The 19,210-nt window shown below is 65.1% G+C and carries 27 protein-coding genes; 9 read left to right on the top strand and 18 right to left on the bottom strand.

Features of this window, described 5'->3' with window-relative positions:
- Positions 1-34: 34 nt before the first annotated feature.
- Entirely contained in the window at positions 35-1,942 is a 1,908-nt protein-coding gene (gene dxs, locus N5D91_RS07150; protein WP_180853715.1) for a 1-deoxy-D-xylulose-5-phosphate synthase, read from the top strand.
- A 152-nt stretch (positions 1,943-2,094) separates the two neighbouring features.
- On the opposite strand, the gene N5D91_RS07145 is transcribed toward dxs, so the two are convergent.
- The 3 genes from N5D91_RS07145 to N5D91_RS07135 form a co-directional block, all read right to left on the bottom strand.
- The gene (locus N5D91_RS07145; RefSeq protein WP_005417823.1) at positions 2,095-2,298 is read right to left on the bottom strand and encodes a hypothetical protein; all 204 of its coding nucleotides are present in this window, start codon (positions 2,296-2,298) and stop codon (positions 2,095-2,097) included.
- Between the two features lie 167 nt (positions 2,299-2,465).
- The gene (locus N5D91_RS07140) at positions 2,466-3,029 is read right to left on the bottom strand and encodes a DUF3011 domain-containing protein (protein WP_049401711.1); all 564 of its coding nucleotides are present in this window, start codon (positions 3,027-3,029) and stop codon (positions 2,466-2,468) included.
- Between the two features lie 131 nt (positions 3,030-3,160).
- Positions 3,161-3,367, bottom strand: a complete 207-nt coding sequence (locus tag N5D91_RS07135) for a hypothetical protein (protein WP_049423877.1) — start codon at positions 3,365-3,367, stop codon at positions 3,161-3,163.
- A 404-nt stretch (positions 3,368-3,771) separates the two neighbouring features.
- Between N5D91_RS07135 and N5D91_RS07130 the strand changes: the two genes are divergently transcribed.
- The 4 genes from N5D91_RS07130 (at position 3,772) to N5D91_RS07115 (ending at position 5,307) form a co-directional block, all read left to right on the top strand.
- Positions 3,772-4,056, top strand: a complete 285-nt coding sequence (locus N5D91_RS07130; RefSeq protein WP_032128670.1) for a hypothetical protein — start codon at positions 3,772-3,774, stop codon at positions 4,054-4,056.
- Positions 4,057-4,068: 12 nt separating this feature from the next.
- Positions 4,069-4,302 (top strand): DUF1653 domain-containing protein, encoded by a 234-nt coding sequence (locus N5D91_RS07125; protein WP_180853657.1) that lies wholly within the window; start codon positions 4,069-4,071, stop codon positions 4,300-4,302.
- A gap of 86 nt (positions 4,303-4,388) precedes the next feature.
- Positions 4,389-4,961 (top strand): TetR/AcrR family transcriptional regulator, encoded by a 573-nt coding sequence (locus tag N5D91_RS07120; protein ID WP_279908110.1) that lies wholly within the window; start codon positions 4,389-4,391, stop codon positions 4,959-4,961.
- A 13-nt stretch (positions 4,962-4,974) separates the two neighbouring features.
- Positions 4,975-5,307 (top strand): SMR family transporter, encoded by a 333-nt coding sequence (locus N5D91_RS07115; protein WP_110712970.1) that lies wholly within the window; start codon positions 4,975-4,977, stop codon positions 5,305-5,307.
- Positions 5,308-5,329: 22 nt separating this feature from the next.
- Here the strand turns inward: N5D91_RS07115 and N5D91_RS07110 are convergent, their stop codons facing one another.
- From N5D91_RS07110 to N5D91_RS07090, 5 genes are all read right to left on the bottom strand, one after another.
- The gene (locus tag N5D91_RS07110) at positions 5,330-5,503 is read right to left on the bottom strand and encodes a DUF1328 domain-containing protein (protein ID WP_006380555.1); all 174 of its coding nucleotides are present in this window, start codon (positions 5,501-5,503) and stop codon (positions 5,330-5,332) included.
- Positions 5,504-5,597: 94 nt separating this feature from the next.
- Positions 5,598-6,239 (bottom strand): LysE family translocator, encoded by a 642-nt coding sequence (locus N5D91_RS07105; protein ID WP_032128667.1) that lies wholly within the window; start codon positions 6,237-6,239, stop codon positions 5,598-5,600.
- Between the two features lie 97 nt (positions 6,240-6,336).
- A complete protein-coding gene (locus tag N5D91_RS07100; protein WP_049462118.1) occupies positions 6,337-6,945 on the bottom strand; it encodes an ATP-dependent Clp protease proteolytic subunit in 609 nt (202 codons plus the stop codon).
- Between the two features lie 37 nt (positions 6,946-6,982).
- Entirely contained in the window at positions 6,983-7,330 is a 348-nt protein-coding gene (locus N5D91_RS07095) for a polyketide cyclase (protein WP_088026629.1), read from the bottom strand.
- Positions 7,330-7,641 carry a metalloregulator ArsR/SmtB family transcription factor gene (locus N5D91_RS07090; protein ID WP_042358872.1) on the bottom strand — a complete coding sequence of 104 codons (312 nt, stop codon included), beginning with the start codon at positions 7,639-7,641 and terminating at the stop codon, positions 7,330-7,332. The genes N5D91_RS07095 and N5D91_RS07090 overlap by 1 nt, the downstream gene beginning before the upstream one ends.
- An 86-nt stretch (positions 7,642-7,727) precedes the next feature.
- Here N5D91_RS07090 and N5D91_RS07085 point away from each other — a divergent pair, with 86 nt between their 5' ends.
- Positions 7,728-8,420, top strand: coding sequence for an aspartate/glutamate racemase family protein (locus tag N5D91_RS07085; protein WP_180853659.1), 693 nt, complete (start codon positions 7,728-7,730; stop codon positions 8,418-8,420).
- A gap of 24 nt (positions 8,421-8,444) precedes the next feature.
- Here the strand turns inward: N5D91_RS07085 and N5D91_RS07080 are convergent, their stop codons facing one another.
- Positions 8,445-8,840 (bottom strand): hypothetical protein, encoded by a 396-nt coding sequence (locus tag N5D91_RS07080; protein WP_100435043.1) that lies wholly within the window; start codon positions 8,838-8,840, stop codon positions 8,445-8,447.
- 243 nt (positions 8,841-9,083) lie between these two features.
- Here N5D91_RS07080 and N5D91_RS07075 point away from each other — a divergent pair, with 243 nt between their 5' ends.
- Complete coding sequence (locus N5D91_RS07075) at positions 9,084-9,593, top strand: DUF3011 domain-containing protein (protein WP_180853660.1); 510 nt, start codon at positions 9,084-9,086, stop codon at positions 9,591-9,593.
- A gap of 85 nt (positions 9,594-9,678) precedes the next feature.
- Positions 9,679-10,116, top strand: coding sequence for a GNAT family N-acetyltransferase (locus N5D91_RS07070; RefSeq protein WP_153855904.1), 438 nt, complete (start codon positions 9,679-9,681; stop codon positions 10,114-10,116).
- Here N5D91_RS07070 and N5D91_RS07065 read toward each other — a convergent pair.
- The 3 genes from N5D91_RS07065 to N5D91_RS07055 all read right to left on the bottom strand — a co-directional run bounded on the left by N5D91_RS07065 (position 10,095) and on the right by N5D91_RS07055 (position 11,429).
- Entirely contained in the window at positions 10,095-10,436 is a 342-nt protein-coding gene (locus N5D91_RS07065; protein WP_153855903.1) for a phosphotyrosine protein phosphatase, read from the bottom strand. The genes N5D91_RS07070 and N5D91_RS07065 overlap by 22 nt on opposite strands.
- On the bottom strand, positions 10,433-10,633 hold the full coding sequence (locus N5D91_RS07060) for a hypothetical protein (RefSeq protein ID WP_153855902.1): 201 nt from the start codon (positions 10,631-10,633) through the stop codon (positions 10,433-10,435). Before N5D91_RS07060 ends, N5D91_RS07065 begins: the two co-directional genes overlap by 4 nt.
- A 292-nt stretch (positions 10,634-10,925) precedes the next feature.
- Positions 10,926-11,429 carry a hypothetical protein gene (locus N5D91_RS07055; protein ID WP_180853661.1) on the bottom strand — a complete coding sequence of 168 codons (504 nt, stop codon included), beginning with the start codon at positions 11,427-11,429 and terminating at the stop codon, positions 10,926-10,928.
- Between the two features lie 323 nt (positions 11,430-11,752).
- On the opposite strand from N5D91_RS07055, the gene N5D91_RS07050 reads away from it, so the two are divergent.
- Complete coding sequence (locus N5D91_RS07050; RefSeq protein ID WP_180853662.1) at positions 11,753-12,418, top strand: SOS response-associated peptidase; 666 nt, start codon at positions 11,753-11,755, stop codon at positions 12,416-12,418.
- Between the two features lie 3 nt (positions 12,419-12,421).
- On the opposite strand, the gene N5D91_RS07045 is transcribed toward N5D91_RS07050, so the two are convergent.
- From N5D91_RS07045 to N5D91_RS07020, 6 genes are read right to left on the bottom strand one after another with little or no spacing between them, the layout of a single operon-like run.
- Positions 12,422-13,153, bottom strand: a complete 732-nt coding sequence (locus N5D91_RS07045; RefSeq protein ID WP_111172989.1) for a GDSL-type esterase/lipase family protein — start codon at positions 13,151-13,153, stop codon at positions 12,422-12,424.
- Positions 13,154-13,207: 54 nt separating this feature from the next.
- The gene (locus N5D91_RS07040) at positions 13,208-13,951 is read right to left on the bottom strand and encodes a hypothetical protein (RefSeq protein ID WP_180853663.1); all 744 of its coding nucleotides are present in this window, start codon (positions 13,949-13,951) and stop codon (positions 13,208-13,210) included.
- Positions 13,951-14,340 (bottom strand): hypothetical protein, encoded by a 390-nt coding sequence (locus N5D91_RS07035; RefSeq protein WP_180853664.1) that lies wholly within the window; start codon positions 14,338-14,340, stop codon positions 13,951-13,953. The genes N5D91_RS07040 and N5D91_RS07035 overlap by 1 nt, the downstream gene beginning before the upstream one ends.
- Positions 14,340-17,861: a host specificity protein J gene (locus tag N5D91_RS07030; RefSeq protein WP_180853665.1), complete on the bottom strand. Its 3,522-nt coding sequence runs from the start codon at positions 17,859-17,861 to the stop codon at positions 14,340-14,342. The genes N5D91_RS07035 and N5D91_RS07030 overlap by 1 nt, the downstream gene beginning before the upstream one ends.
- Positions 17,858-18,454 (bottom strand): tail assembly protein, encoded by a 597-nt coding sequence (locus N5D91_RS07025; protein WP_180853666.1) that lies wholly within the window; start codon positions 18,452-18,454, stop codon positions 17,858-17,860. Before N5D91_RS07025 ends, N5D91_RS07030 begins: the two co-directional genes overlap by 4 nt.
- The gene (locus N5D91_RS07020) at positions 18,447-19,187 is read right to left on the bottom strand and encodes a C40 family peptidase (protein WP_180853667.1); all 741 of its coding nucleotides are present in this window, start codon (positions 19,185-19,187) and stop codon (positions 18,447-18,449) included. The genes N5D91_RS07025 and N5D91_RS07020 overlap by 8 nt, the downstream gene beginning before the upstream one ends.
- Positions 19,188-19,210: the final 23 nt, after the last annotated feature.

Genomic DNA, 19,210 nt, shown 5'->3' with positions numbered 1-19,210 from the left:
GCGAAAATGGGCGTTCAGAACAAGTGCGAACATGATGATCGACTCTGCCCGCTATCCCCGCCTCGCGCGCATCCAGACACCGGATGACCTGCGCACGTTCGACGAATCCGAATTGAGGGCGGTCGCCGACGAACTGCGCGCCTACCTCATCGAGTCGGTGGGCAAGAGCGGCGGCCACTTCGCCGCCGGCCTGGGCGTGATCGAACTCACCGTGGCCCTGCACTACCTGTACCAGACTCCGCAGGACCAACTGGTCTGGGACGTCGGTCACCAGACCTACCCGCACAAGATCCTGACCGGTCGCCGCGACGAGATCCACACCGTCAAGCAGAAGGACGGCGTCGCGCCATTCCCGAAGCGCGAAGAGAGCGAGTACGACACCTTCGGCGTCGGCCACTCCTCGACCTCGATCTCGGCCGCACTCGGCATGGCCATCGCCCGCCAGTCCGAAGGCGACAACCGCCAGGTCGTTGCGGTGATCGGTGATGGTGCAATGACCGCCGGCATGGCCTTCGAAGCGCTGATGCACGCCGGCGGCATGGAGCCCGAGCCGAACCTGCTGGTGATCCTCAACGACAACAACATGTCGATCTCCGAGGCGGTGGGTGGCCTGACCAAGATGCTCGGCCGCGCCACCGGCAGCCGCACGCTCAATGCGCTGCGCGAAGGCGGCAAGAAGATCCTCGGCGACAAGAAGAACAACCCGGCGCGCTTCGTGAAGCGCTGGGAAGAACACTGGAAGGGCATGTTCGTGCCGTCCACGATGTTCGAGGAAATGGGCTTCCACTACACCGGTCCGATCGACGGCCACGACATGCCGGCACTGCTGTCCACGCTGAAGACGCTGCGCGCCTCCAAGGGCCCGAAGCTGTTGCACGTGATGACCACCAAGGGCAAGGGCTACGAGCCGGCCGAAGGCGACCAGATCGGTTACCACGCCGTCGGCCCGTTCGATCCGGACAAGGGCCTGGTGGCCAAGGCCGGTGCCAAGAAGCCGACCTACACCGATGTGTTCAGCGACTGGCTGTGTGACGCCGCCGCCGCCGAGCCGCGCCTGTACGGCATCACCCCAGCGATGCGCGAGGGCTCCGGCCTGGTGCGCTTCAGCAAGGAATACCCGCAGCGCTATTTCGACGTGGCAATTGCCGAACAGCACGCGGTCACCCTCGCCGCCGGCATGGCCACCCAGGGTGGCAAGCCGGTGGTGGCGATCTACTCGACCTTCCTGCAGCGTGCGTACGACCAGCTGGTGCATGACGTGGCCATCCAGGACCTGGACGTGCTGTTCGCGATCGACCGCGCCGGCGTGGTCGGCCCGGACGGCGCCACCCATGCCGGCAACCTCGACCTGAGTTTCCTGCGCTGCGTGCCGAACATGGTGGTGATGGCACCGTCCAACGAAGCCGAGTGCCGGCAGATGCTCAGCACTGGCCTGCAGCATCCGGGCCCGGCTGCCGTGCGCTATCCGCGCGGCACCGGCACCGGCGTGGCCGCCGGCACCGACCTGTCGACCCTGCCGATCGGCAAGGGTGAGCGGCGCCTGCAGGGCAGCCGCGTGGCACTGCTGGCCTTTGGCAGCACCGTGGCGGCCGCCGAACAGGTCGGGCGCGAGCTGGGCCTGAGCGTGGTCAACATGCGCTTCATCAAGCCGCTGGACCGCGAGCTGGTGCTGGCCGTGGCCGCCCAGCACGAGGGCCTGGTGACGATCGAAGACAACGTGGTGGCCGGTGGCGCCGGTTCCGGCGTCGGCGAGCTGCTCAACGCCGAAGGCGTACTGCGCCCGATCCTGCATCTGGGCCTGCCAGACAGCTATCAGCACCACGCCAGCCGCGAGGACCTGCTGGCCGAGGCCGGCATCGATGCGGCGGGCATTCGTGCGGCAGTGCTCAAGCGCTGGCCGCAGCTGGCTGCCGGGACCCCGCCGCTCAGCGCGGCAGGCTGAAGCCGGTCACCACCAGTAGATCCACGCATGGCGTGGATCTACTGCGGAACAGGGGTCGATCCACGCCATGCGTGGAGACAGATGCAAAGTAGATCCACGCCGTGCGTGGCTAGCGGGCTCCGGAACGATGATCTGGCCGGAAACCCCAACCCTCAGCCGTAGCTGACCGCTTCCACGAACGCACCGCTGGCCTCCACCCGCACCGCAGCGCGCTGCCCGGTGTCGACGAAGTGGAGGCGTGCAAGGGTTTCAGCGAAATCGTAGGCCCGGGCACCATCGCGGAACTCGATCGGTTCCGGCCGGTCCGGGTGCAGCACGCGCCATTGGCGTTGCTCGCATTGCAGGCGGATCAACATGCAGCTCACTCCTTGAGGCAGCGTATCGACGGTGGCGGGACGGGCGTGCCGGTTACGGCAGACTTCATCGCGACGGATCAGGGGCACGCAGGGGTGCCCTGATCACAGAAGATACGACGTTCAAAATGTGAGCTGTATCAGATTATTCTGATTTTCGATGGGCGAGTTCAATTCACCTGGAACTGCGCCCGGCAGCCGTCGCTGACCCAGATGCCACGACGGTTCCAGCCCCAGGTCTGGCCCTCGATGCAGGCGCTGCGTGAATCCTGACGCACCAGGCGCACACCACGACGGATGCGGGCATCACAGTACTCCTGGCGGTGGCCGTTGGAATGGCAGGTGATCACCTCACCCCCGCCCCAGCCATTGCCACCGTTACCCCAGCCGTTGCCATGGCCACCACCCCAGCCACCGCCACGGCGGTACTCGCCAACGAACTCGGCACGGCAGCCCTGGGTGACCCACACACCGTAGCGCGATTGCCCCCAGGTCTCGCCTTCCACGCACGGCGAACCGGACAACTGGCGGATCATCCGGGCACGGCCTTCCAGGCGGCATTCATTGCTGCGGTTCTTGATCGATTCGCAGCGGACGATGCCGCCGCCATCACGACCGCCATAGCGATCGTCGTCATAACCGTAGCCATAGCTCTGCGCCTGCGCGCCGCCTGCGGCCGCCAGCATCGGCAGCAGCGTGCAGGCCAGAGTTCGCCAGGTGAGTGCCTTGCCCATCGGAATCTCCGGATGAATACGATGGCGCAAGCATCCGGGATTCGTGGCGCGGCGCACAGGGGGGCGACCACGGCGGTTTTTTCCCCATTCAAACAACTCAACCGTGGCTGACTGCGCCTCGGCCGGTGGCGTCACTCCCCGATATGGAGCGCATCCACGGTGCTGCCGAGCGCCTCGACCCGGACCGTGCTGCGCTGGCCGGTGCGACGATGGTGCTCGAGGGCCAGCGCAGCGGCCGCGTCGAAGGCATCGGCACCGCGGGCGTAACGGGTGGCGTCACCCGCCTTCGGATGCAACACGGACCAGTGCCGGGCAGTGCATTGGACAGTAAAGACCATGAGAAGCTCCTGCGGAAGGAAAGAGGCGGTGACAGGCGGCAGGGCCACGTGCCAGTACACCCTCAGGCTATCGATCGCGTCGGAGATGGCCTATCAGATTTGTACGAAAATGCCTCAGGATTCGGTCGGGCGCTTCCCAACCCTCACATCCCTGAGGCTGTTTAGTGAAGCCGTTCCGTGACCCTTGTCACGGAGTTGACGGAGCTTCACACTACCGTCACCAACAGGGGCCCCTTCCACATGCGCACCTTCTTCTCGCAGCAGCGCTGGACGCTGCTGAAGTTCTATTTCGTGGCCAGCTATCTGGTGCTGATTGAAGAGCTGATCCGCGCCGCCATGCACTGAGCGCTTGCTGGAGGGCTATTTGCGACAGACACTGTCGCTTTAGGCACGGAGCCCGCCCGATGAAAGCGCTTCTTCTGATTCCAGCCCTGCTGGTGCTGACCGCATGCGCCAACCAGCACGACGCCGCCGCACGTGCCGATGCGGCGCCCACCTCGTCTGCGATACCGAAGGTGGGCGGCGATCGCGATGCCCACGGATGCATTGGTTCGGCCGGCTACCAGTGGTGCGAGCACAGCCAGCGTTGCGAACGCCCGTGGGAACTGGCACAGGCACAGGGCCTGGCCAATACCGCCGAGGCCATCGATGCCTACTGCGCGAAGCCGGCCAGCCCGGCACGCAAGTGAGGCGCGCACCCCATGGCTGAGCTGAGCCCGCTACCCACCCTCGCCCCGGGTCGCTACCGCCACTTCAAGGGCGGCGAGTACGAAGTGCTCGATATCGTCCGCAGCAGCGAGACGCTGGAGCCACTGGTGCTGTATCGCGCGCTCTATGGCGAAGGCGGCCTGTGGGTGCGCCCGTATACCATGTTCGTCGAACAGGTAGCGGGCGAACACGGACCGCAGCCGCGTTTCGCCCGCATCGACGCATGACGGTTCCGCTGCCGGCCCTGGCCGGCAGCGCGGTAACGCCACGGGCCTGCGTTACAATCGTACCGTCCAGTCGGTTTCTTCCCGCCATGTCCGCATCCCCCTCCCGCTCGCGCCGCAAGGCGCCCGACAGCGTGCGCCAGTCACTGCTGCAGGCCACCATTGAAGTGATCGGCCGAGATGGCCTGGCCGCGTTGACCGTGCAGGACGTCGCACAGGCCGCCGGTGTCAGCAAGGGTGCGCTGTTCCATCATTTCAGCAGCAAGCAGGCACTGGTGGATGAAGCCATCGGAGCGCTCATCGGCGAATTCGAAGCGCGGGTGCGTGCCCTGCTGCAGGAAAACTCCGAAGGGCATGGCCGTTTCAGCCGCGCCTATGTGCAGGCCAATTTCGAGCATCTGCTGCAGCAGGAACAGGACAACGACATCGGCCTGACCCTGGGCAACCTGATGGAACCAGCCCTGCTCGCGCATTGGCGTACCTGGAAGCGTGCGATGCTGGCCGAGTTCGCCGGCGAAGCCAACGATCCGCGACTGTATGCGGCGCGCTGCGCTGCCGATGGCTACTGGGCCACGGCCTATGGGCGTCCGCTGGACGAGGAAGAACGCGCCAACGCATTGGCGATGGCCGAACAGGCCCTGAAACTATGCGACCCGCAGTGAGCAGGAGCGCTCAATGAATCCCTATCTCTACCTTGCCGCTGCCATCGTGCTGGAAGTAATTGCCACGTCGCTGCTGAAGGCATCCGACGGCATGAGCCGGCTGGCGCCGACACTGGGCGCGCTGGTCGGCTATGGACTGTGCTTCTACCTGCTGTCGGTGACCATGAAATCGATACCGACCGGCATTGCCTACGCCATCTGGTCCGGCGTCGGCATCGTGCTGATCTCGTTGATCGGGCTGGTGGTGTTCAAGCAGCGCCTGGATGCACCGGCGTTGATCGGCATCGGCCTGATCTGTGCTGGCGTACTGGTGATCAATCTGTTCTCGCACAGCAGCGCACACTGAGCATGCTGCTGCGCGATCAACGCTAGCTGACCTTCTTCGCTACGGTCATGCCGAGCAGGAACAGCACCACGGCGATGATGATGCCGGCCCAGAACAGGAACTTGGCGATGCCGACCGCGGCGCCGGCAATGCCGCCGAAGCCGAGCACGCCCGCAATGACGCCGATGATGGCGAAGATGATGGCCCACTTGATCATGTCAAACCTTTCCCCGTGGGGACTGCGTACTGGATGATCAGGCTAGGCCGTAGCCGATGCGGCAGTCGTGAACAGGCCGCGTGCGCGGCGTGAATCAGCGCGGGCGGAAACGCAGCAGGGCCACTGCAAAGGCCAGGAAAACGCTGCCCACCAGCCGCTCGAACCAGCGCCGCGCGAAGGGTTTGGCCAACCATCGGCGCAGGCCATGGCCACCGGCGGCATACATCACGTACCAGAACAGTTCGCAGCCGGCGAAGGTGGCGACCAGCACGCTGTACTGCAGCGCCTGGCCACGCGACGGGTCGACGAACTGCGGCAGGAACGCCGCAGCGAACAGCAGCAGCTTGGGATTGCTCAGGCCCACCAGAAGGCCACCACGGAACACCTTCCACGCGCCCAGCGACGCCGCAACCGGCAGCGCGGCATCGACCGTCACCGGTGGTGCCGGCCGGCAACTGTCACGCCATGCCTTCAGGCCCAGCCAGGCCAGATAGGCCACGCCCAGATAGCGCAGCACCTCAAACAGCATCGGCGAGGAATGCAGCAGCGCACTCAAGCCTGCTGCGGAGGCCGCCAGCACCAGCAGCATCGCCAGCAGGCAGCCAGCCATCGCCGGCACGCTACCGCGAAAGCCGAGCCCGACGCTGCGACCGAGGATATGCAGCATGTTCGGCCCCGGCGTACCACACAGAACGAACACCGTGGCGAGAAACCACCACCAGGTATGCAGGGCCATATCGGACATCCACTTCAGAAGATCCCACCAGCATAGAGTGCGCCGGCTTGGCGCGGCACACACAGCGCAGCATGGATGCGGTGGTTACAGAGGCAGCTCAGGCCGCAAGCACGTCGCGCCGTACCAGTACCTGGTCGATCAAGCCCCATTCGCATGCCTGCTCGGCACTCATGAAACGATCGCGGTCCAGGGTCTGCTCGACCTCCTCGACACTGCGTCCGCAATGCTGCGCATACAGCCGGGTGATGCGCTGCTTGGTGCGCTGCATTTCCTCGGCATGGATGAAGATGTCCGACGCCTGGCCCTGCACCCCGCCCAGCGGCTGATGCACATGCAGGCTGGCATTGGCCAACGCCGCACGGTGACCGGGCTCGCCGGCCATCAGCAGGAACGAACCCATCGACCGCGCGGTGCCCATGCACAGCGTATGCACCGGGGCCGAGATGTATTGCATGGTGTCGTACATCGCCAGGCCGCTGGAGATCACCCCACCCGGCGAGTTGATGTACAGATGGATCGGCTTCTCCGGGTTTTCCGATTCCAGGAACAGCAGCTGCGCGCAGACCAGCGCCGACACAGTGTCATCGACTTCACCGTTGAGAAAGATGATGCGCTCGCGCAGGAGCCGCGAGTAGATGTCATGGGAGCGCTCACCGCGCTCGCTGCGTTCCACCACCATCGGTATCAGCTGCATTCTGTCCCGCATGTGCCTGCTCCCTGTAGCGTTTGATCCAGGCGCCGGCTCAGGCCGCGCGCATCATGGTGCGATGATCGTCGTTGGCGGCCAACGGCAGCAGCGCGCGCAGGTCGGTGAGCCGATGCACGATGGTCAGCACCGTCCCCCCGCCGTCCGCGCGCAGCCGGAAACACACCAGGCTGTGCAGATGCGGGGGCTGCGCATCGCGCAGGTGGAACCCCAGTTCCCGCCCCTCCTCGCACAGGCAAGGCTGCGGATCGGCAAGATCGGCCGCAGGCAACCAGCGCTCACGCAGCGCCGGATCGAACAGTGCGCGCCAGACCCGTTCCGGTGGCGCTGGCAGCCACTGCTCCATCACCAACGCGGGAGCCGCTTCGTTCAGAACATCGTCCATCAGTCCATCTCCTTCAGCAGATCCTGCAAGGCATCCATCCGCGCGGGCCAGTAGGCCCGGTAGCGCTGCAGCCAGTTGCCGATGTGCGCCAGCCCGCGCGGATCGACCTCGTAGTGGACGAAACGGCCTTGGCGCTGTTCGCTCACCAGCCCGGCATCGCGCAGCACCGCCAGGTGCTGGGACATCGCAGACTGGCTGATCGCCATGCCCTCGCGCAGCGCGCTGGCATGCTGCCCGCCCTCGGCCAGCTTTTCGAAGATGTGGCGGCGGGTGGGGTCGGCCAGCGCTTTGAAGAGGGCGTTCTCGATCATGACCAACACATTAGCAATCACTAATGTGTAGTGCAACTCCCGCATCGGCTGTGCTGCAATGACGGCTCCCCGGCATGGAGCTGTGCATGAAGACCCTTGGCCTGATCGGCGGCATGAGCTGGGAAAGCTCGGCGCAGTATTACCGGCTCATCAACGAGGACGTGCGGCAGCGCCTCGGTGGCGCACATTCGGCGCAGCTGCTGCTGTGGTCGGTCGACTTCGCCCCGATCAAGCAGCTGCAGCATGACGGCGACTGGGATGCGCTGGGCGACCACATGGCCGACGCTGCACGGCGCCTGCAGGCCGGCGGCGCCGATCTGCTGCTGATCTGCACGAACACCATGCACAAGCTGGCCGACCGCATCGAGGCTGCCTGCGCCGTCCCGCTGCTGCATATCGCCGACCCCACCGCCCAGGCCATCGTGCAGGCAGGCGCTCGCAAGGTGGGCCTGCTCGGCACCGCCTTCACCATGGAACAGGACTTCTACCGCGGCCGGCTGCAGGAGCGCTTCGGGCTGGAGGTACTGGTACCCGAAGCCGATGATCGTCGCAGCGTGCACGACATCATCTACCAGGAGTTGATTGCCGGTGTGATCCGCGAACGCTCGCGGCAGGTCTACGCCGACGTGATCGCGCGCCTGGTGGCACGCGGTGCCGAAGCCATCATCCTGGGCTGTACCGAGATCATGCTGCTGGTAGGGCCGGAGGACAGCGCCGTGCCGCTGTTTGATACCACTGCACTGCATGCGCGGGCTGCGGTGGACGCGGCGCTGGCGTGAATCGATGCGCGCCGGAGCGCGGGATCAGTCCGCGCCCTGCACTTCCAGCGCGGTGATGAGCCAATCGACCACCGCCTGCGAATCACACAGGAAGAAGATGGCATCACCGGAGCGCGCTTCGGTGAGCAGGCGATAGACGGTGATCGCCACCGCCGACTGATTGGCGATGAACACTTCCGGGCTGCGCGGCCCCTCGCTGTGGCCGGCAACCGCGTGCAGCGCCTTGCGTGCGGCCACGGTCGCTGCCGGGTCCGCGCTACGGGTCAGTTCCGGCCCGCGCAGGCCCCAGGCAATGAACACATGCTTGCCCTTGAACGTAGTGTCCAGGACCCGCACCTCGGCGCCGCCTGCGTCGGCCGAGCGATGAATGACGGTACTGCTGATCAACGCAACCCCCTGTGGTCGTCGTGGTCCGCGCATCCTCCCTCACAGGCCGCCCGCACGCCAGTGACGGCAGCCACAGGCTGCGCCGACAGGCGTGGAAGACATGTAAGAAGGTGTAAACCGATGCGATCGGATGTGCAGCGATGATACGGGATGTAAGCCTCTGCATGGGCCGGTGCGCACTACTAAATCCCTACTGAGCCAGTTCCGGAACGATGCGTTCCGACGCCCCCGTGCTGGGTCATTCTTGCCGCCCGAATCCCCGCCCGAGGCTCCCCCATGACCCTTCGCCTGCTGCTGCCGATCACCGGCGCCGCCCTTGCCCTGCTACTGGCCGCCACCACCGTGGCCGCCCAGGACTACGACACTGATCACATTCCGGCGCTGCGCTGCGAATCCCAGTTCAACAAGACCGAGCAATGCCCCATCGAGGGCCCGATGCGCCTGGCCAGGCAACTGTCGGTCACCCGCTGCGTGGAGAACCAGAACTGGGGCCAGAGCCGCCGCACGTTGTGGGTGACCGACGGCTGCCGCGCCGAGTTCGTTGCCGACGGCTATGGGCGCGGACGCTGGCCGGGCCGCGGCAGGGACCGTGACGATGATGGCGAGCGCCTGGACTGCGAGTCCTACGAAAAGAAGGACAAGGAATGCCGTATCCGTGTGCGCCACGAGGTGCGCCTGGTCAAGCAGAAGTCGGTGACGGCCTGCATCGAGGACCAGAACTGGGGCTGGGACCGACGCGGGATCTGGGTCAGCGACGGCTGCCGTGCCGAGTTCCGGGTGTATTGACTGCCGAGCACGCGCTGGTTGCGGCGGGTGCGACTGCGCCTGCGGCAGAGCCGATAGACTGGGCCCTCCTGTCAGGAGCCCGATCATGCCCGCTGCGACCGTGCTGCGTGTCCGCGACGCGACGCCAACCGATGCCTCTGCGCTGATCGCACTCGACAGCGTGGCGGCAAGCGACCCTCGACGGGCGGAACAGATCGGCGAGTGGTTGGCGCAGGGCAACGTGCATGTTGCCGAACAGGAGCGCGAGATCGTCGGCTACATGACCCTCCATGAGCACTTCTTCGGCGAAGCCTTCGTCGAAATGCTGATGGTCGCGCGCGGGCGGCGCAGCCAGGGCGTCGGCGCCGCACTGCTGCGGCACGCGATCGCACAGCGTGGGCAACGCAAGCTGTTCACCTCGACCAATGCCTCCAACATCGCCATGCAGCGCCTGCTCGTTGCATCGGGCTTCATCGACAGCGGCATCGTGCATGGACTGGATGACGGCGACCCGGAGCTGATCTACCGTTTTGCCGGCAGCTGATCGAGATACGCCGTCACCTTGGTGTCCAGCAGATCCATCAGCACGGGATCCATGCAGCGATAGTCGTCGGGAACATCGAGGCAATGCAGGCGCTTGTGTTCCAGCAGGCGCGCGTATGCGGCCTGCAGTCGATGCTGATGCTTGGCCTCCATTACGAAGATGACATCGGCCCAGCGGATGTCCGCCGGGCCGATGGGGCGTCGTGCATGCGGGCTGGTGCCAGCCGACCGCGCAGTGAAGCCGGGCCGCCGTCGCCACATGGCTTCGGCGGTCGGGCTGCGCAGCTGGTTGCGGCTGCAGACGAACAGCAGGTTGATCATTCCTGTTCCTGCAGTTGGCGGGCGCTGAGCACCGGATAGGTGAAGCCCAGCTGGCGTGCGCGCGCGAGCTTGGCATCGCGCGTGTACAGCAGCTTCCAGTTCTTCTCGGGCTTGTAGCTGTCGGCGGTCGTGGCGCGGTCGCCACCACGGTTGCGGGCCTGGCTGCGACGCCAGGCACGGTTTCTTGCAGATTCCATGATGTGTTCTCGTGAGTACCGGGTTCAGCAGCCGCGGTAGTACGAGTGGCGCGCAGCATACACCGCGCGCACAAAAAAGCCCACGCATCGCTGCGCAGGCTTCTTGATTCATCACAGTGGTCGGGACGGCCGGATTCGAACCGACGACCCTCTGCCCCCCAGGCATCGTTACAGATAGGCCCATCCTTTTGATCTGTAAGGGTTTCGGGGCTGCGCGAGGCATCCCAAAAGTGCAGATTGCGTCCCAATAGGATCAATCACTTACGCGATGATAGGGTGCAGCCCGCACGGCCTACACTCCTCGCCGCATCTGCTGCAGGCCAGCCCTCAGCCACGCCTTGCGCGCGTCCTTCGGGCGGGGCTTGGTAGCCGGCGGCTTGGCCGGCTCCAACGCTTCCTTGACCCGGGCTGTGGCGGTGGCCGTTGCCTCAGCTAGGCGCCGGGCCTGTTGCTGCTGCTCGCGGGTTGGCGGAAGGCCTGGCGGTGGCGGTGCCGGCTGAATCGGGGTGCTGTCGGTCAAGCGGGCAACGGCCTCGCGCAAAGGCAGGTCGGAGTACAACCTGGCGGCGCACCAGCGTTCGGCGTAGCGCTTGCCCTGAGACACGCTGGCGGCAAAAACCTTCTTGGTCTCGAAGATCTTTCGCGCATCCAGGTGAAGCCGGACACCGCGGCCGGGCGCCGGAGTGATATTGGCGACTGAGCGCCCGTTCCACCACAGATCCCAACGCTCCCCGGTCTGGACCCAGCCAGACGGGATCGGCGCGGTGCGGAAGCCTTGGTAGGTGGAGGAGATCATGGCCGGAAGGATACGGCCGGCCGTCGCAGATCCTGCGAACGCGGTGGCGACCTGGCTGAATCGTTCGGCGAAGAAATTGTTAAGGCCTGCATCGGCGATTTGACGAAATCGTCAATTTGCCTGAATCGCAGTGTCGAGCCTGACCCGACTCTGTGCCGGCTCGGCGCTGCTCAAGCGCCCCCGGGTTGAGCTGCCTGCGGCCCCGGATCCGGCAAGTCCAGAATGCCTTCACCTCGCGCCCGGCACCATCGGGCAACCTCTCCCTGTCTGGTCGGGCTGTCCCTACACGCCCCGGGCACGGTCGGCTGGGCTACCCTCCGGCCATGTGCGGCCGATTCGTCCAGCTTCCCGTGATCGACTTCGGCCAGCCGGGGCTGGCTGACCTTGCCCCCGGCCTGGCCGAGATCCAGCCCAGCTACAACCTGGCGCCGACACAGCGCGCCTCGGTGGTCCTGGACCGCGGCGAAGGCCGGCAGGTCACCCGGCTGGCATGGGGCCTCCTGCCGTTCTGGGCCAAGGCCAAGGGCCTGCAGGGCTCAACCATCAACGCCCGCATAGAGACGGTGGCCACCAAGCCCGCTTTCCGGTCGGCGTTCAAGAAGCGTCGCTGTGTCATCCCGATGGCCGGCTACTACGAGTGGTCGGTGAGCCCCGAGGACGGCAAGAAGGACCCGTGGTTCATCCACGCCACCGGGCCGCTGCTGGCCGCCGGCCTGTGGGAGGACACCAGCCCCCTGCTGCCCGACGGCAACCTGGGCACCTTCACCATCATCACCGGCGACAGCAGCGGCGTCTCGGCCGACATCCACGACCGCATGCCGGTGTGGCTGCAGGCCGGCCAGATCGATGAGTGGATCGCCGCCAGCCCCGACGACGCCATGGCCATGCTGCTGGCCAGCGAGCCACCGGCGATGGAGGCCTACCGCGTCAGCCGCGCGGTGAACACGCCGCGGAACAACCGCGAGGACCTGCTGCAGCAGGTTGCTTAGCCTTCACTTCTCAAACAAGGGCATGATCTGCGAAAGCACGATCTTGTGCCCCTCCTTGTTCGGATGGTTGAACTGCGCCATCAACAAGTGCCGATCCCCCCTGTAGGCGGCGAAAGCAGCAAGGCTGTCTGCCAACGGCACGTCCAGCTGCTTTGCCAACCCACGGATCATGGCGGCCTGCTCACCCAGTGCGTCGCCGGGCTGGTTCGGAGATGCCTGCTCATCCCATGTCGGCGTCAGTAGTACTGGGCACGCCCCCGCAGAACGCACACCATCGACGATCTTGGTCAGATTGCCTTTAGCCACCTCAACACCCAGCGGTCGGTCATTCAACGCAAAATCGATGAGCACCACGCGCGGGTGGTGATCTAGCACATCTCGCTGAAAGCGAGCCAGGCCCTGCGTTGAATTCTGCCCACCTACACCAGAGGTGATGACATTCAACACGGCATGCGGATATCGATCGGCCAGGGCGTCTTCGAGCAGCCTAGGATAGGCGTCCTTCTTTCGAACCTCGGGGGTAATCGCATAGCCCGCCGGCACGCTATGACCGAACGCGACGATGTTGATGGTCTGGTTGCCCGGCCAGGCCACCTTCATATCCTTGACGACAGCTGCGATGCATCGACTGGCTTCGCCTTCGTGCGCCAATGGAACCGCAAGAGACTCAGCACGACAGCTTAGGGTTGAGACTGCCACGAACAAGGCGGCAGCGATCGAGGCCACGGTCTTCATGGCCCAACGATACAGCAACTGCTCGCGGCTGTGATCTTGGTAAACCTAGCGTACTCAGCCGAACCCCAGCGGCACCTCTGTCAGGTCCACGATGAAGATCGTGGCGTTCTGAGGGCCCATAGTCACGCCGCCCACCGGGAAGGTGTTGGTGATCAGGGTCTGCGAGAACGTCTCATGCTTCGACATGTAGATCCTATTGTCGCTCGTCATGTGGAAAGCGTCGGCGTAGGCCGTACACCGGTCCTGGGACACCGATGAGTAGTAGAACCTAGGAGATGGGATAGCGATGCCAATCTTCCTGCCCGGGAAGAACTGGCCGACCTCAACGAATGGCGTATTGACCGGCGGCGGTGGGAGCGGCACAACCTGCAGCACGCGCACCCCCTTCCGCCTCGAGTCATAGAAGACTGATCCGTCCTCCCCGCGCATGCGCAGCCCCACCGGCCCTGAAGCGGCGCGCTCGGTAGCGTCGAATGTGTAGTACTCCAATGTCTTGTTCGGAGCATTACTTGCCGCAAACACCGAACATGTCACGCCAGACTGGACGATAGAAAACCCGGTGATGTACGCGACGCTGTCGTTGATGTACCTGACTACGTGCAGGTTCGTTGTTCCGGCAGTTGACGCCAGCAATCCACGGGGAGACCAGCTTGCAAATGGCGGTGAGCCACCTGTCGCGCCACCTGAGAAGGTTCCTGTGTCCAACGTTCCCGATTTGGCCAGCTGCAAATTCTGATAGCCAGCCCCGATCTGGATCTGCCCGGTGTCCTGGTTTCGTATGCGAAGCCCGACGTCCATCAGCTGTAAACCCCATAGTGAAGCGTGATGCCACCGACAGTGCCCGTAGTCGGCTGGCTTGGAAACATCTCCATCCTGACGTGGTAGTTCACCACGTCAGGATCCCAACTCCAGTTGATGGTGTTCCCGGAAATGGTGACCGACGGAGCCAGCATCCCGTATACCGACCGCTGGCCCTCGCAGGTGAAGTAGTAGTAAGGCTCACCTCCAAGAAAGTCGTTGACGACGAGACCTCCATTTGCTTCGGGCGGAGCCACCCACTTGTTGTTGGAGTTAACCGGGTTGTACAGCGGGAACGTGTATGACCCGATCCTCTTCGACAGTTTGGTGGTGACCGAAGTCTCCACATACCCGCTCTCGCTCCGCACGCGTAGCCCAATGTCGACCATTACTGCAGCACTCCAAGCTCCACGGCGAGGTTGCCGTTCGGGTAGCGGATGTAGATGCCCTGATTGGTGATGTTCAGTCGATACCCGCCAGCAACACTGCCATTGAACTCGAACCCACCACCTGCAGCCTTGTTGATCCGCCAGCCGGTCTGGCCCGCGGCATAGTCGTCAGACTGGATCACCCCGCTGATCTTCGCGTTGGTGATGGCCGCGTCGGCGATGTTCGCATTGGTGATCCACGCCGTGCCGATCAGCGCCTGGCTGATGAAGGTCTGCCCGCCCTGAATCACGAATGGCGTGGTCACCTGGCCGTTCACCAGGTTGATCACCGCGAACCGGTCAGCCTGGAACAGGATCTGGCTCTGGTAGCTGCCGTCGGGCTGATTCTCGATGCCGATGCCCATGCCGGCGGCGTAGTACTGACCGTTGGCCGCGACCTGTAGCTTCAAGCTCCACGACGCGCTGATCCGACCATCCATGTCCACGACGGCCTGAGAGGTCTGCTGCACGATCGCCTGAGTTTCGCCAACGCTCGCCTCAACTGTTTCCTGCCGGCGCGCCAGGGCGTAGTCGCCCTCAGCAATGACCGTCTGGATGGTGAGCGTTCCAGCGAACACCGTGGCGTCACCTGCACCCCAATCACTGTCACCGGCAGCCTGCACATCGAGCTGCGCGAACAAGCCGTCGGTCTTCTGGCCAATGGCCTGCAGGCCGGTCTCCGGATCGTTGACCTGCAGCTCCAGGGTGTTTACCCGGCCAACCACCGCGCCTGCCTGAGCGATCGCGTCGCCCACGTCCTTCCACTTCGTGCCCGGCGGCTCCTCATTGCCCGGCGCGTTGTCGTTCCACAACCAGATCTTGCCGTTGTAGACAACAGTCTCGCCGGGCTCGTAGGTAGCACCCGCCTCCCAGATCAGCGGCACGATCTGGTCGATGCTTTCAATCTTGGCCAGAAGGTCTTGGCCCAACGCGCTCTCGCTGATCTTCCCCGAGAAGTACGCGTCGTAGTCCGACTGGTTGGTGCTCGCCTCGCCCATGACGCCAGCACCGGCCGGATACCACGGCCCGATGTTACCGCTCTTGTCCACCAGGCGGCCCCAGAAGTAGAACCGCGCACCGGCGGCCAGGCCGTCCAGCTGGTAGCGGTTCTGCGGGTAAGCGAAGTCCGCGAACTTCGTGGCGCTGGCACGGTCCGGCCCGGCACTGCGCCAGATCTCGGTCCGCTCGGTGTCGGTGGCGCCAGGCGGGAAGCCCCAAGCCAGCTGGATGCCGAACACCACCGGCGTGGCGGTCAGCGAGGTCAGCGCCGGCGGCGGCTCGGTCTTGCCTTTGATGTCCGTGAGCATGCTCAGCGTCGGCTGCGAAACCGCGTTGAGCGCATTGACCGCGCGCACCCTGGCCAGGTACTTGCCGGCATAGATGCCCCGCACCTCGCAACTGGTGGTCCCTACCCTGCCCGCACGTACCCAGTTCAGGTCGTCCCGGCGCCACTCCACGTCATAGGCGATGGCCTTGTCGGCCACATCCCATTCAATGGTCAGCACCGGCGTGGCGATGCCCTGGTCGATCACCACATGGGACGACATGCGCACGTTGGCCGGCGGCGGCTGCACGCTCGGCGGAATGACGCTGATCGGCGGCGGCTCCAGGCGGGTGCCGTCATCGATGGCCGCGAACTTGTCCGGGCGGTGCTGGAGCGCCGTGATGCGGTAGGTGAGCCCCTCCTCCTCGGCGATGCTCAGCACGCGGAACTGCTGCAGCACCAGGTCTGCCGACTCGGTCGCCCAGATCGACTGCGCCACCGGCACCGCGCTCCACGGCGCCGAGACGGTCACCACGCGCGTGGTCGGGTTGATCCCATTGATGGTGCGCGCCTCGGCCTTGCCGCTCGGCAGCGTCGCCCGCAGGCGATCACCCACGGCCATTGTCGGAGGCACCACGTCCAGCGTCAGGCTGTTGGCAGTTGCGGCGCTGATGCGGCCAGAGTTGCGGCGGCCGGCACGGTTTGCATCGGCCACATGGATCACGTCACCCGGCATGCAGTTCAACGCGTCCAGGCCCACTGCGAAGGTGACCGTCTCCGTCTCCAGGTTCTCGCTGTAGAGGATGTGGTTGCCCACCCGCTGCGCCTGCGACTTCGAATGGCAGCCCAGCGCGGTGACCTCAATCTGGTTCACACCATAGCGGGCGATGCCGTCGTGCAGCTGCACCGGCTCAACCTTCTGCCGTCCGAAGTCGTCCGGGTCGGTCCAGGACACCAGCGCGACGGTGTGGCGTGCCTTCCGGCCGCTACCTTCGTAATGGAAGCGGCCCTCGATCACGTTGGCCTGGCTGTATGTCGGGCCCGGGTCCTTCGGCATGTCCGCTGAGGCCATGACCTGGCCACCGGCATAGAAGCTGATGCCCCGGAACATGCTGGCCATGTCCTGTAGCACCTTGTAGGCGTCGGTCCGGGTCTGCAGGTACAGGCTGCAGGTGAACCGGGGCTCCTGGCCGCCCATGCCGTCGCTGACCAGCTGATCGCAGTAGCGCGCGATCTCATACAGCTTCCACTTGTCCACCCAATCCAGCGGGATCCGATTTCCCAGGCCGAAACGGTCGTTGGTGACAATGTCGAAGAACACCCAGGCCGGGTTGTTGGTCCATGCCGACTTGAAGGTGCCGTCCCAGATGCCGCTGTAAGACCGCGTGCGCGGGTCGTAGTTGCTCGGCACCCGGATGATGCGGCCCCAGATCTGGTAGGCGCGCGAGGGGACGTTCTGGAAGGCGCTCGCGTCCACCTGCACCGCCGCCAGTGCGCAGTTGGGATAGCGCAGCTTGGCGTCGATGATCTCCGTCAGCGAGAGGATGTTCACCGTATCGGCAACGGTGGAGCTGTTGGCGTTCGGCGTCAGGCGGCGGACGCGTGCCTGCCACTGCGAGCCGGCCGGTAGATCAATGCGGTGGCTCCGCTGGTACTCGCTGGTCGTCTTGCCCCGTAACGCATTGGTCAGCACGGTGCTGAAAGCGCCACCATTCACCGACAGATCGATCGCATACTCGATCGCGTAGCCTTCCATGTCGGCGTTTTCGGTGTTCTGGCGCCAGAGTGCGGGTAGACCGAAGCGGATGCGCGCGGCCGAGAGATCGGCCCCTGAAATCGTGCGGACCACAGGCGCGTTGCTGCGCAGCTCTACCCCGACCGTGACTTCGTTCTCGACCGATGGGAATCCGGCGATGTACTCCTGGTCCTGCGTGCCTGCACGGGTTTCCACGCGCACGCCGGCAAAGTTCAGGGTGCCGTCGCTGTTCTGGATCGGAACCTGGTTGAGGTAGACGGACTGATTGCCCGCCACCAAGCCCCGGATCTCGCCCTCGCTGATCAGGTCTAGGATCTTCGCGTAGGAGATCGAGTGCAGGCTGTCTGGGGTCTCGACCGGCGTGCGAGCGTTCCCACCGCCCTTGCCGCCAGCGCCGGCAATGGCCACCGGCGAGCAGGCGAGCGCCAGCTTCGTGGGTTGATACTTGATGGCTACGTTCACTGCTGGTCCTCTGCGTAGATGCCGCCGCTGATCACCGCCGAGCCCACGAACATCCCCTTGGTGTCGTGGCCCCCATAGGCAACGGGTACAGGGTTGCCCTGCGCCTGCGTGTTCACGGCACCGTTCATGCTGTAGTTCGGGGTGTTCTCAGGACTGTCCTTCGCACCCAGCCCGGTAGGCTGTGGGGAAAGCATCTGCACGATGCCGCCGGCGGCCATGGCCACACCCAGCTTCATGAGCGGTACGCCCACCGGGGTATAGGAGAAGATCGCGCCCACCACGATCAGCACGGCACCGACGATCGTCTGCAGCGCACCCGCGCGCTTCGCCCCCATCAGCACCGGCGCGATTCGGATGTCGTCACCACCTGGCGGATCACGCAGCTGATCCTTGGACAGGTTCTGCCGCCCGACGAACACGGCGAACTCCATACCCTTGGCCTTAGCGCCCATGAGGTACTGCTGGAATCCCGGAAGCAACACGCACAGCGCGCGCACGGCCTCGGCAGGGTTGCTGACGGCCAGGCGGAACTTGCGGCCGAAGCGAGCGCCCAGGAGGCCGTACAGGCGAATAGTGCGCAGGCGATCAGCCATGGTGGGCCCCCTTGTGCCGGACGATGTAGCGCGTGCGCTCGGCCCACATGCCGCCGTAGACCACCTTCTCCGACAGGCGGCCGTGCATGTGGTGCAGCATCTGGCCGTCGCCCAGGTAGACCCCGGCGTGGTTCGGCACAGGCGAGCGGATCTGCATCAGCACCATGTCGCCGCGCTGCGGCTCGCTGTCGATCAGCTCGAACCCCTCAGCGCGCAGCCGGTCGAGGCTGTAGAGGTCCTGGCCCTTCTCCCACCAGTCGTCCTCGCGCTCGTACTGGCTGAGCTGGATGCCCAGCTCGCGGGCGTAGAAGTCGCGCACCAGGGTGTAGCAGTCCAGCACCCCATGGGCGAACTGGCGGCCAACCAGCGGCGCCTCGTAGCCACAGGGCTCGATAGTCTGCAGGTCGCCACACTCCGGCTCTGCGCCGGTGCACTGCCCAACGCTCACGATGTGCCACGGCAGGCCGCTGGCCTCGCACATGACCCGGTCAGCGTCGGACGCAGCCGCAGAGGCGTTCGGGTGGCTGTGCACGACAGCCAGAACCTCGCCCTGGTCCTCAGCGTCGGCATAGTCCTCCGCCGGCAAGCGGAAGTGCTCGCTGGGGGTGGTGGCCACGTTGCGGCAGGAAATGTAGGCCTCGCCATCGGCGCCGGCCACGATCAGGCCGCAGCACTCGCGCGGATACTCGGCCACGGCGTGCGCCTGGATGGCCTGCAGGGTGCTCTGTTGCATGGTCTCGCCCATGAAAAAGCCCG

The sequence above is a fragment of the Stenotrophomonas sp. GD03794 genome, assembly GCF_029842145.1.
GTDB classification, from domain to species: domain Bacteria; phylum Pseudomonadota; class Gammaproteobacteria; order Xanthomonadales; family Xanthomonadaceae; genus Stenotrophomonas; species Stenotrophomonas riyadhensis.
Note: the sequence above shows the minus strand (reverse complement) of the source record. Positions and strands in the feature narration are given on the sequence as shown.

What these genes read in the sequence shown, in the direction of transcription:
- dxs (WP_180853715.1), top strand. Translation starts at nt 35, where the DNA reads ATGATCGACTCTGCCCGCTATCCCCGCCTCGCGCGCATCCAGACACCG.
- N5D91_RS07145 (WP_005417823.1), bottom strand. Translation starts at nt 2,298, where the DNA reads ATGTTGATCCGCCTGCAATGCGAGCAACGCCAATGGCGCGTGCTGCAC.
- N5D91_RS07140 (WP_049401711.1), bottom strand. Translation starts at nt 3,029, where the DNA reads ATGGGCAAGGCACTCACCTGGCGAACTCTGGCCTGCACGCTGCTGCCG.
- N5D91_RS07135 (WP_049423877.1), bottom strand. Translation starts at nt 3,367, where the DNA reads ATGGTCTTTACTGTCCAATGCACTGCCCGGCACTGGTCCGTGTTGCAT.
- N5D91_RS07130 (WP_032128670.1), top strand. Translation starts at nt 3,772, where the DNA reads ATGAAAGCGCTTCTTCTGATTCCAGCCCTGCTGGTGCTGACCGCATGC.
- N5D91_RS07125 (WP_180853657.1), top strand. Translation starts at nt 4,069, where the DNA reads ATGGCTGAGCTGAGCCCGCTACCCACCCTCGCCCCGGGTCGCTACCGC.
- N5D91_RS07120 (WP_279908110.1), top strand. Translation starts at nt 4,389, where the DNA reads ATGTCCGCATCCCCCTCCCGCTCGCGCCGCAAGGCGCCCGACAGCGTG.
- N5D91_RS07115 (WP_110712970.1), top strand. Translation starts at nt 4,975, where the DNA reads ATGAATCCCTATCTCTACCTTGCCGCTGCCATCGTGCTGGAAGTAATT.
- N5D91_RS07110 (WP_006380555.1), bottom strand. Translation starts at nt 5,503, where the DNA reads ATGATCAAGTGGGCCATCATCTTCGCCATCATCGGCGTCATTGCGGGC.
- N5D91_RS07105 (WP_032128667.1), bottom strand. Translation starts at nt 6,239, where the DNA reads ATGGCCCTGCATACCTGGTGGTGGTTTCTCGCCACGGTGTTCGTTCTG.
- N5D91_RS07100 (WP_049462118.1), bottom strand. Translation starts at nt 6,945, where the DNA reads ATGCGGGACAGAATGCAGCTGATACCGATGGTGGTGGAACGCAGCGAG.
- N5D91_RS07095 (WP_088026629.1), bottom strand. Translation starts at nt 7,330, where the DNA reads ATGGACGATGTTCTGAACGAAGCGGCTCCCGCGTTGGTGATGGAGCAG.
- N5D91_RS07090 (WP_042358872.1), bottom strand. Translation starts at nt 7,641, where the DNA reads ATGATCGAGAACGCCCTCTTCAAAGCGCTGGCCGACCCCACCCGCCGC.
- N5D91_RS07085 (WP_180853659.1), top strand. Translation starts at nt 7,728, where the DNA reads ATGAAGACCCTTGGCCTGATCGGCGGCATGAGCTGGGAAAGCTCGGCG.
- N5D91_RS07080 (WP_100435043.1), bottom strand. Translation starts at nt 8,840, where the DNA reads ATGCGCGGACCACGACGACCACAGGGGGTTGCGTTGATCAGCAGTACC.
- N5D91_RS07075 (WP_180853660.1), top strand. Translation starts at nt 9,084, where the DNA reads ATGACCCTTCGCCTGCTGCTGCCGATCACCGGCGCCGCCCTTGCCCTG.
- N5D91_RS07070 (WP_153855904.1), top strand. Translation starts at nt 9,679, where the DNA reads ATGCCCGCTGCGACCGTGCTGCGTGTCCGCGACGCGACGCCAACCGAT.
- N5D91_RS07065 (WP_153855903.1), bottom strand. Translation starts at nt 10,436, where the DNA reads ATGATCAACCTGCTGTTCGTCTGCAGCCGCAACCAGCTGCGCAGCCCG.
- N5D91_RS07060 (WP_153855902.1), bottom strand. Translation starts at nt 10,633, where the DNA reads ATGGAATCTGCAAGAAACCGTGCCTGGCGTCGCAGCCAGGCCCGCAAC.
- N5D91_RS07055 (WP_180853661.1), bottom strand. Translation starts at nt 11,429, where the DNA reads ATGATCTCCTCCACCTACCAAGGCTTCCGCACCGCGCCGATCCCGTCT.
- N5D91_RS07050 (WP_180853662.1), top strand. Translation starts at nt 11,753, where the DNA reads ATGTGCGGCCGATTCGTCCAGCTTCCCGTGATCGACTTCGGCCAGCCG.
- N5D91_RS07045 (WP_111172989.1), bottom strand. Translation starts at nt 13,153, where the DNA reads ATGAAGACCGTGGCCTCGATCGCTGCCGCCTTGTTCGTGGCAGTCTCA.
- N5D91_RS07040 (WP_180853663.1), bottom strand. Translation starts at nt 13,951, where the DNA reads ATGGACGTCGGGCTTCGCATACGAAACCAGGACACCGGGCAGATCCAG.
- N5D91_RS07035 (WP_180853664.1), bottom strand. Translation starts at nt 14,340, where the DNA reads ATGGTCGACATTGGGCTACGCGTGCGGAGCGAGAGCGGGTATGTGGAG.
- N5D91_RS07025 (WP_180853666.1), bottom strand. Translation starts at nt 18,454, where the DNA reads ATGGCTGATCGCCTGCGCACTATTCGCCTGTACGGCCTCCTGGGCGCT.
- N5D91_RS07020 (WP_180853667.1), bottom strand. Translation starts at nt 19,187, where the DNA reads ATGCAACAGAGCACCCTGCAGGCCATCCAGGCGCACGCCGTGGCCGAG.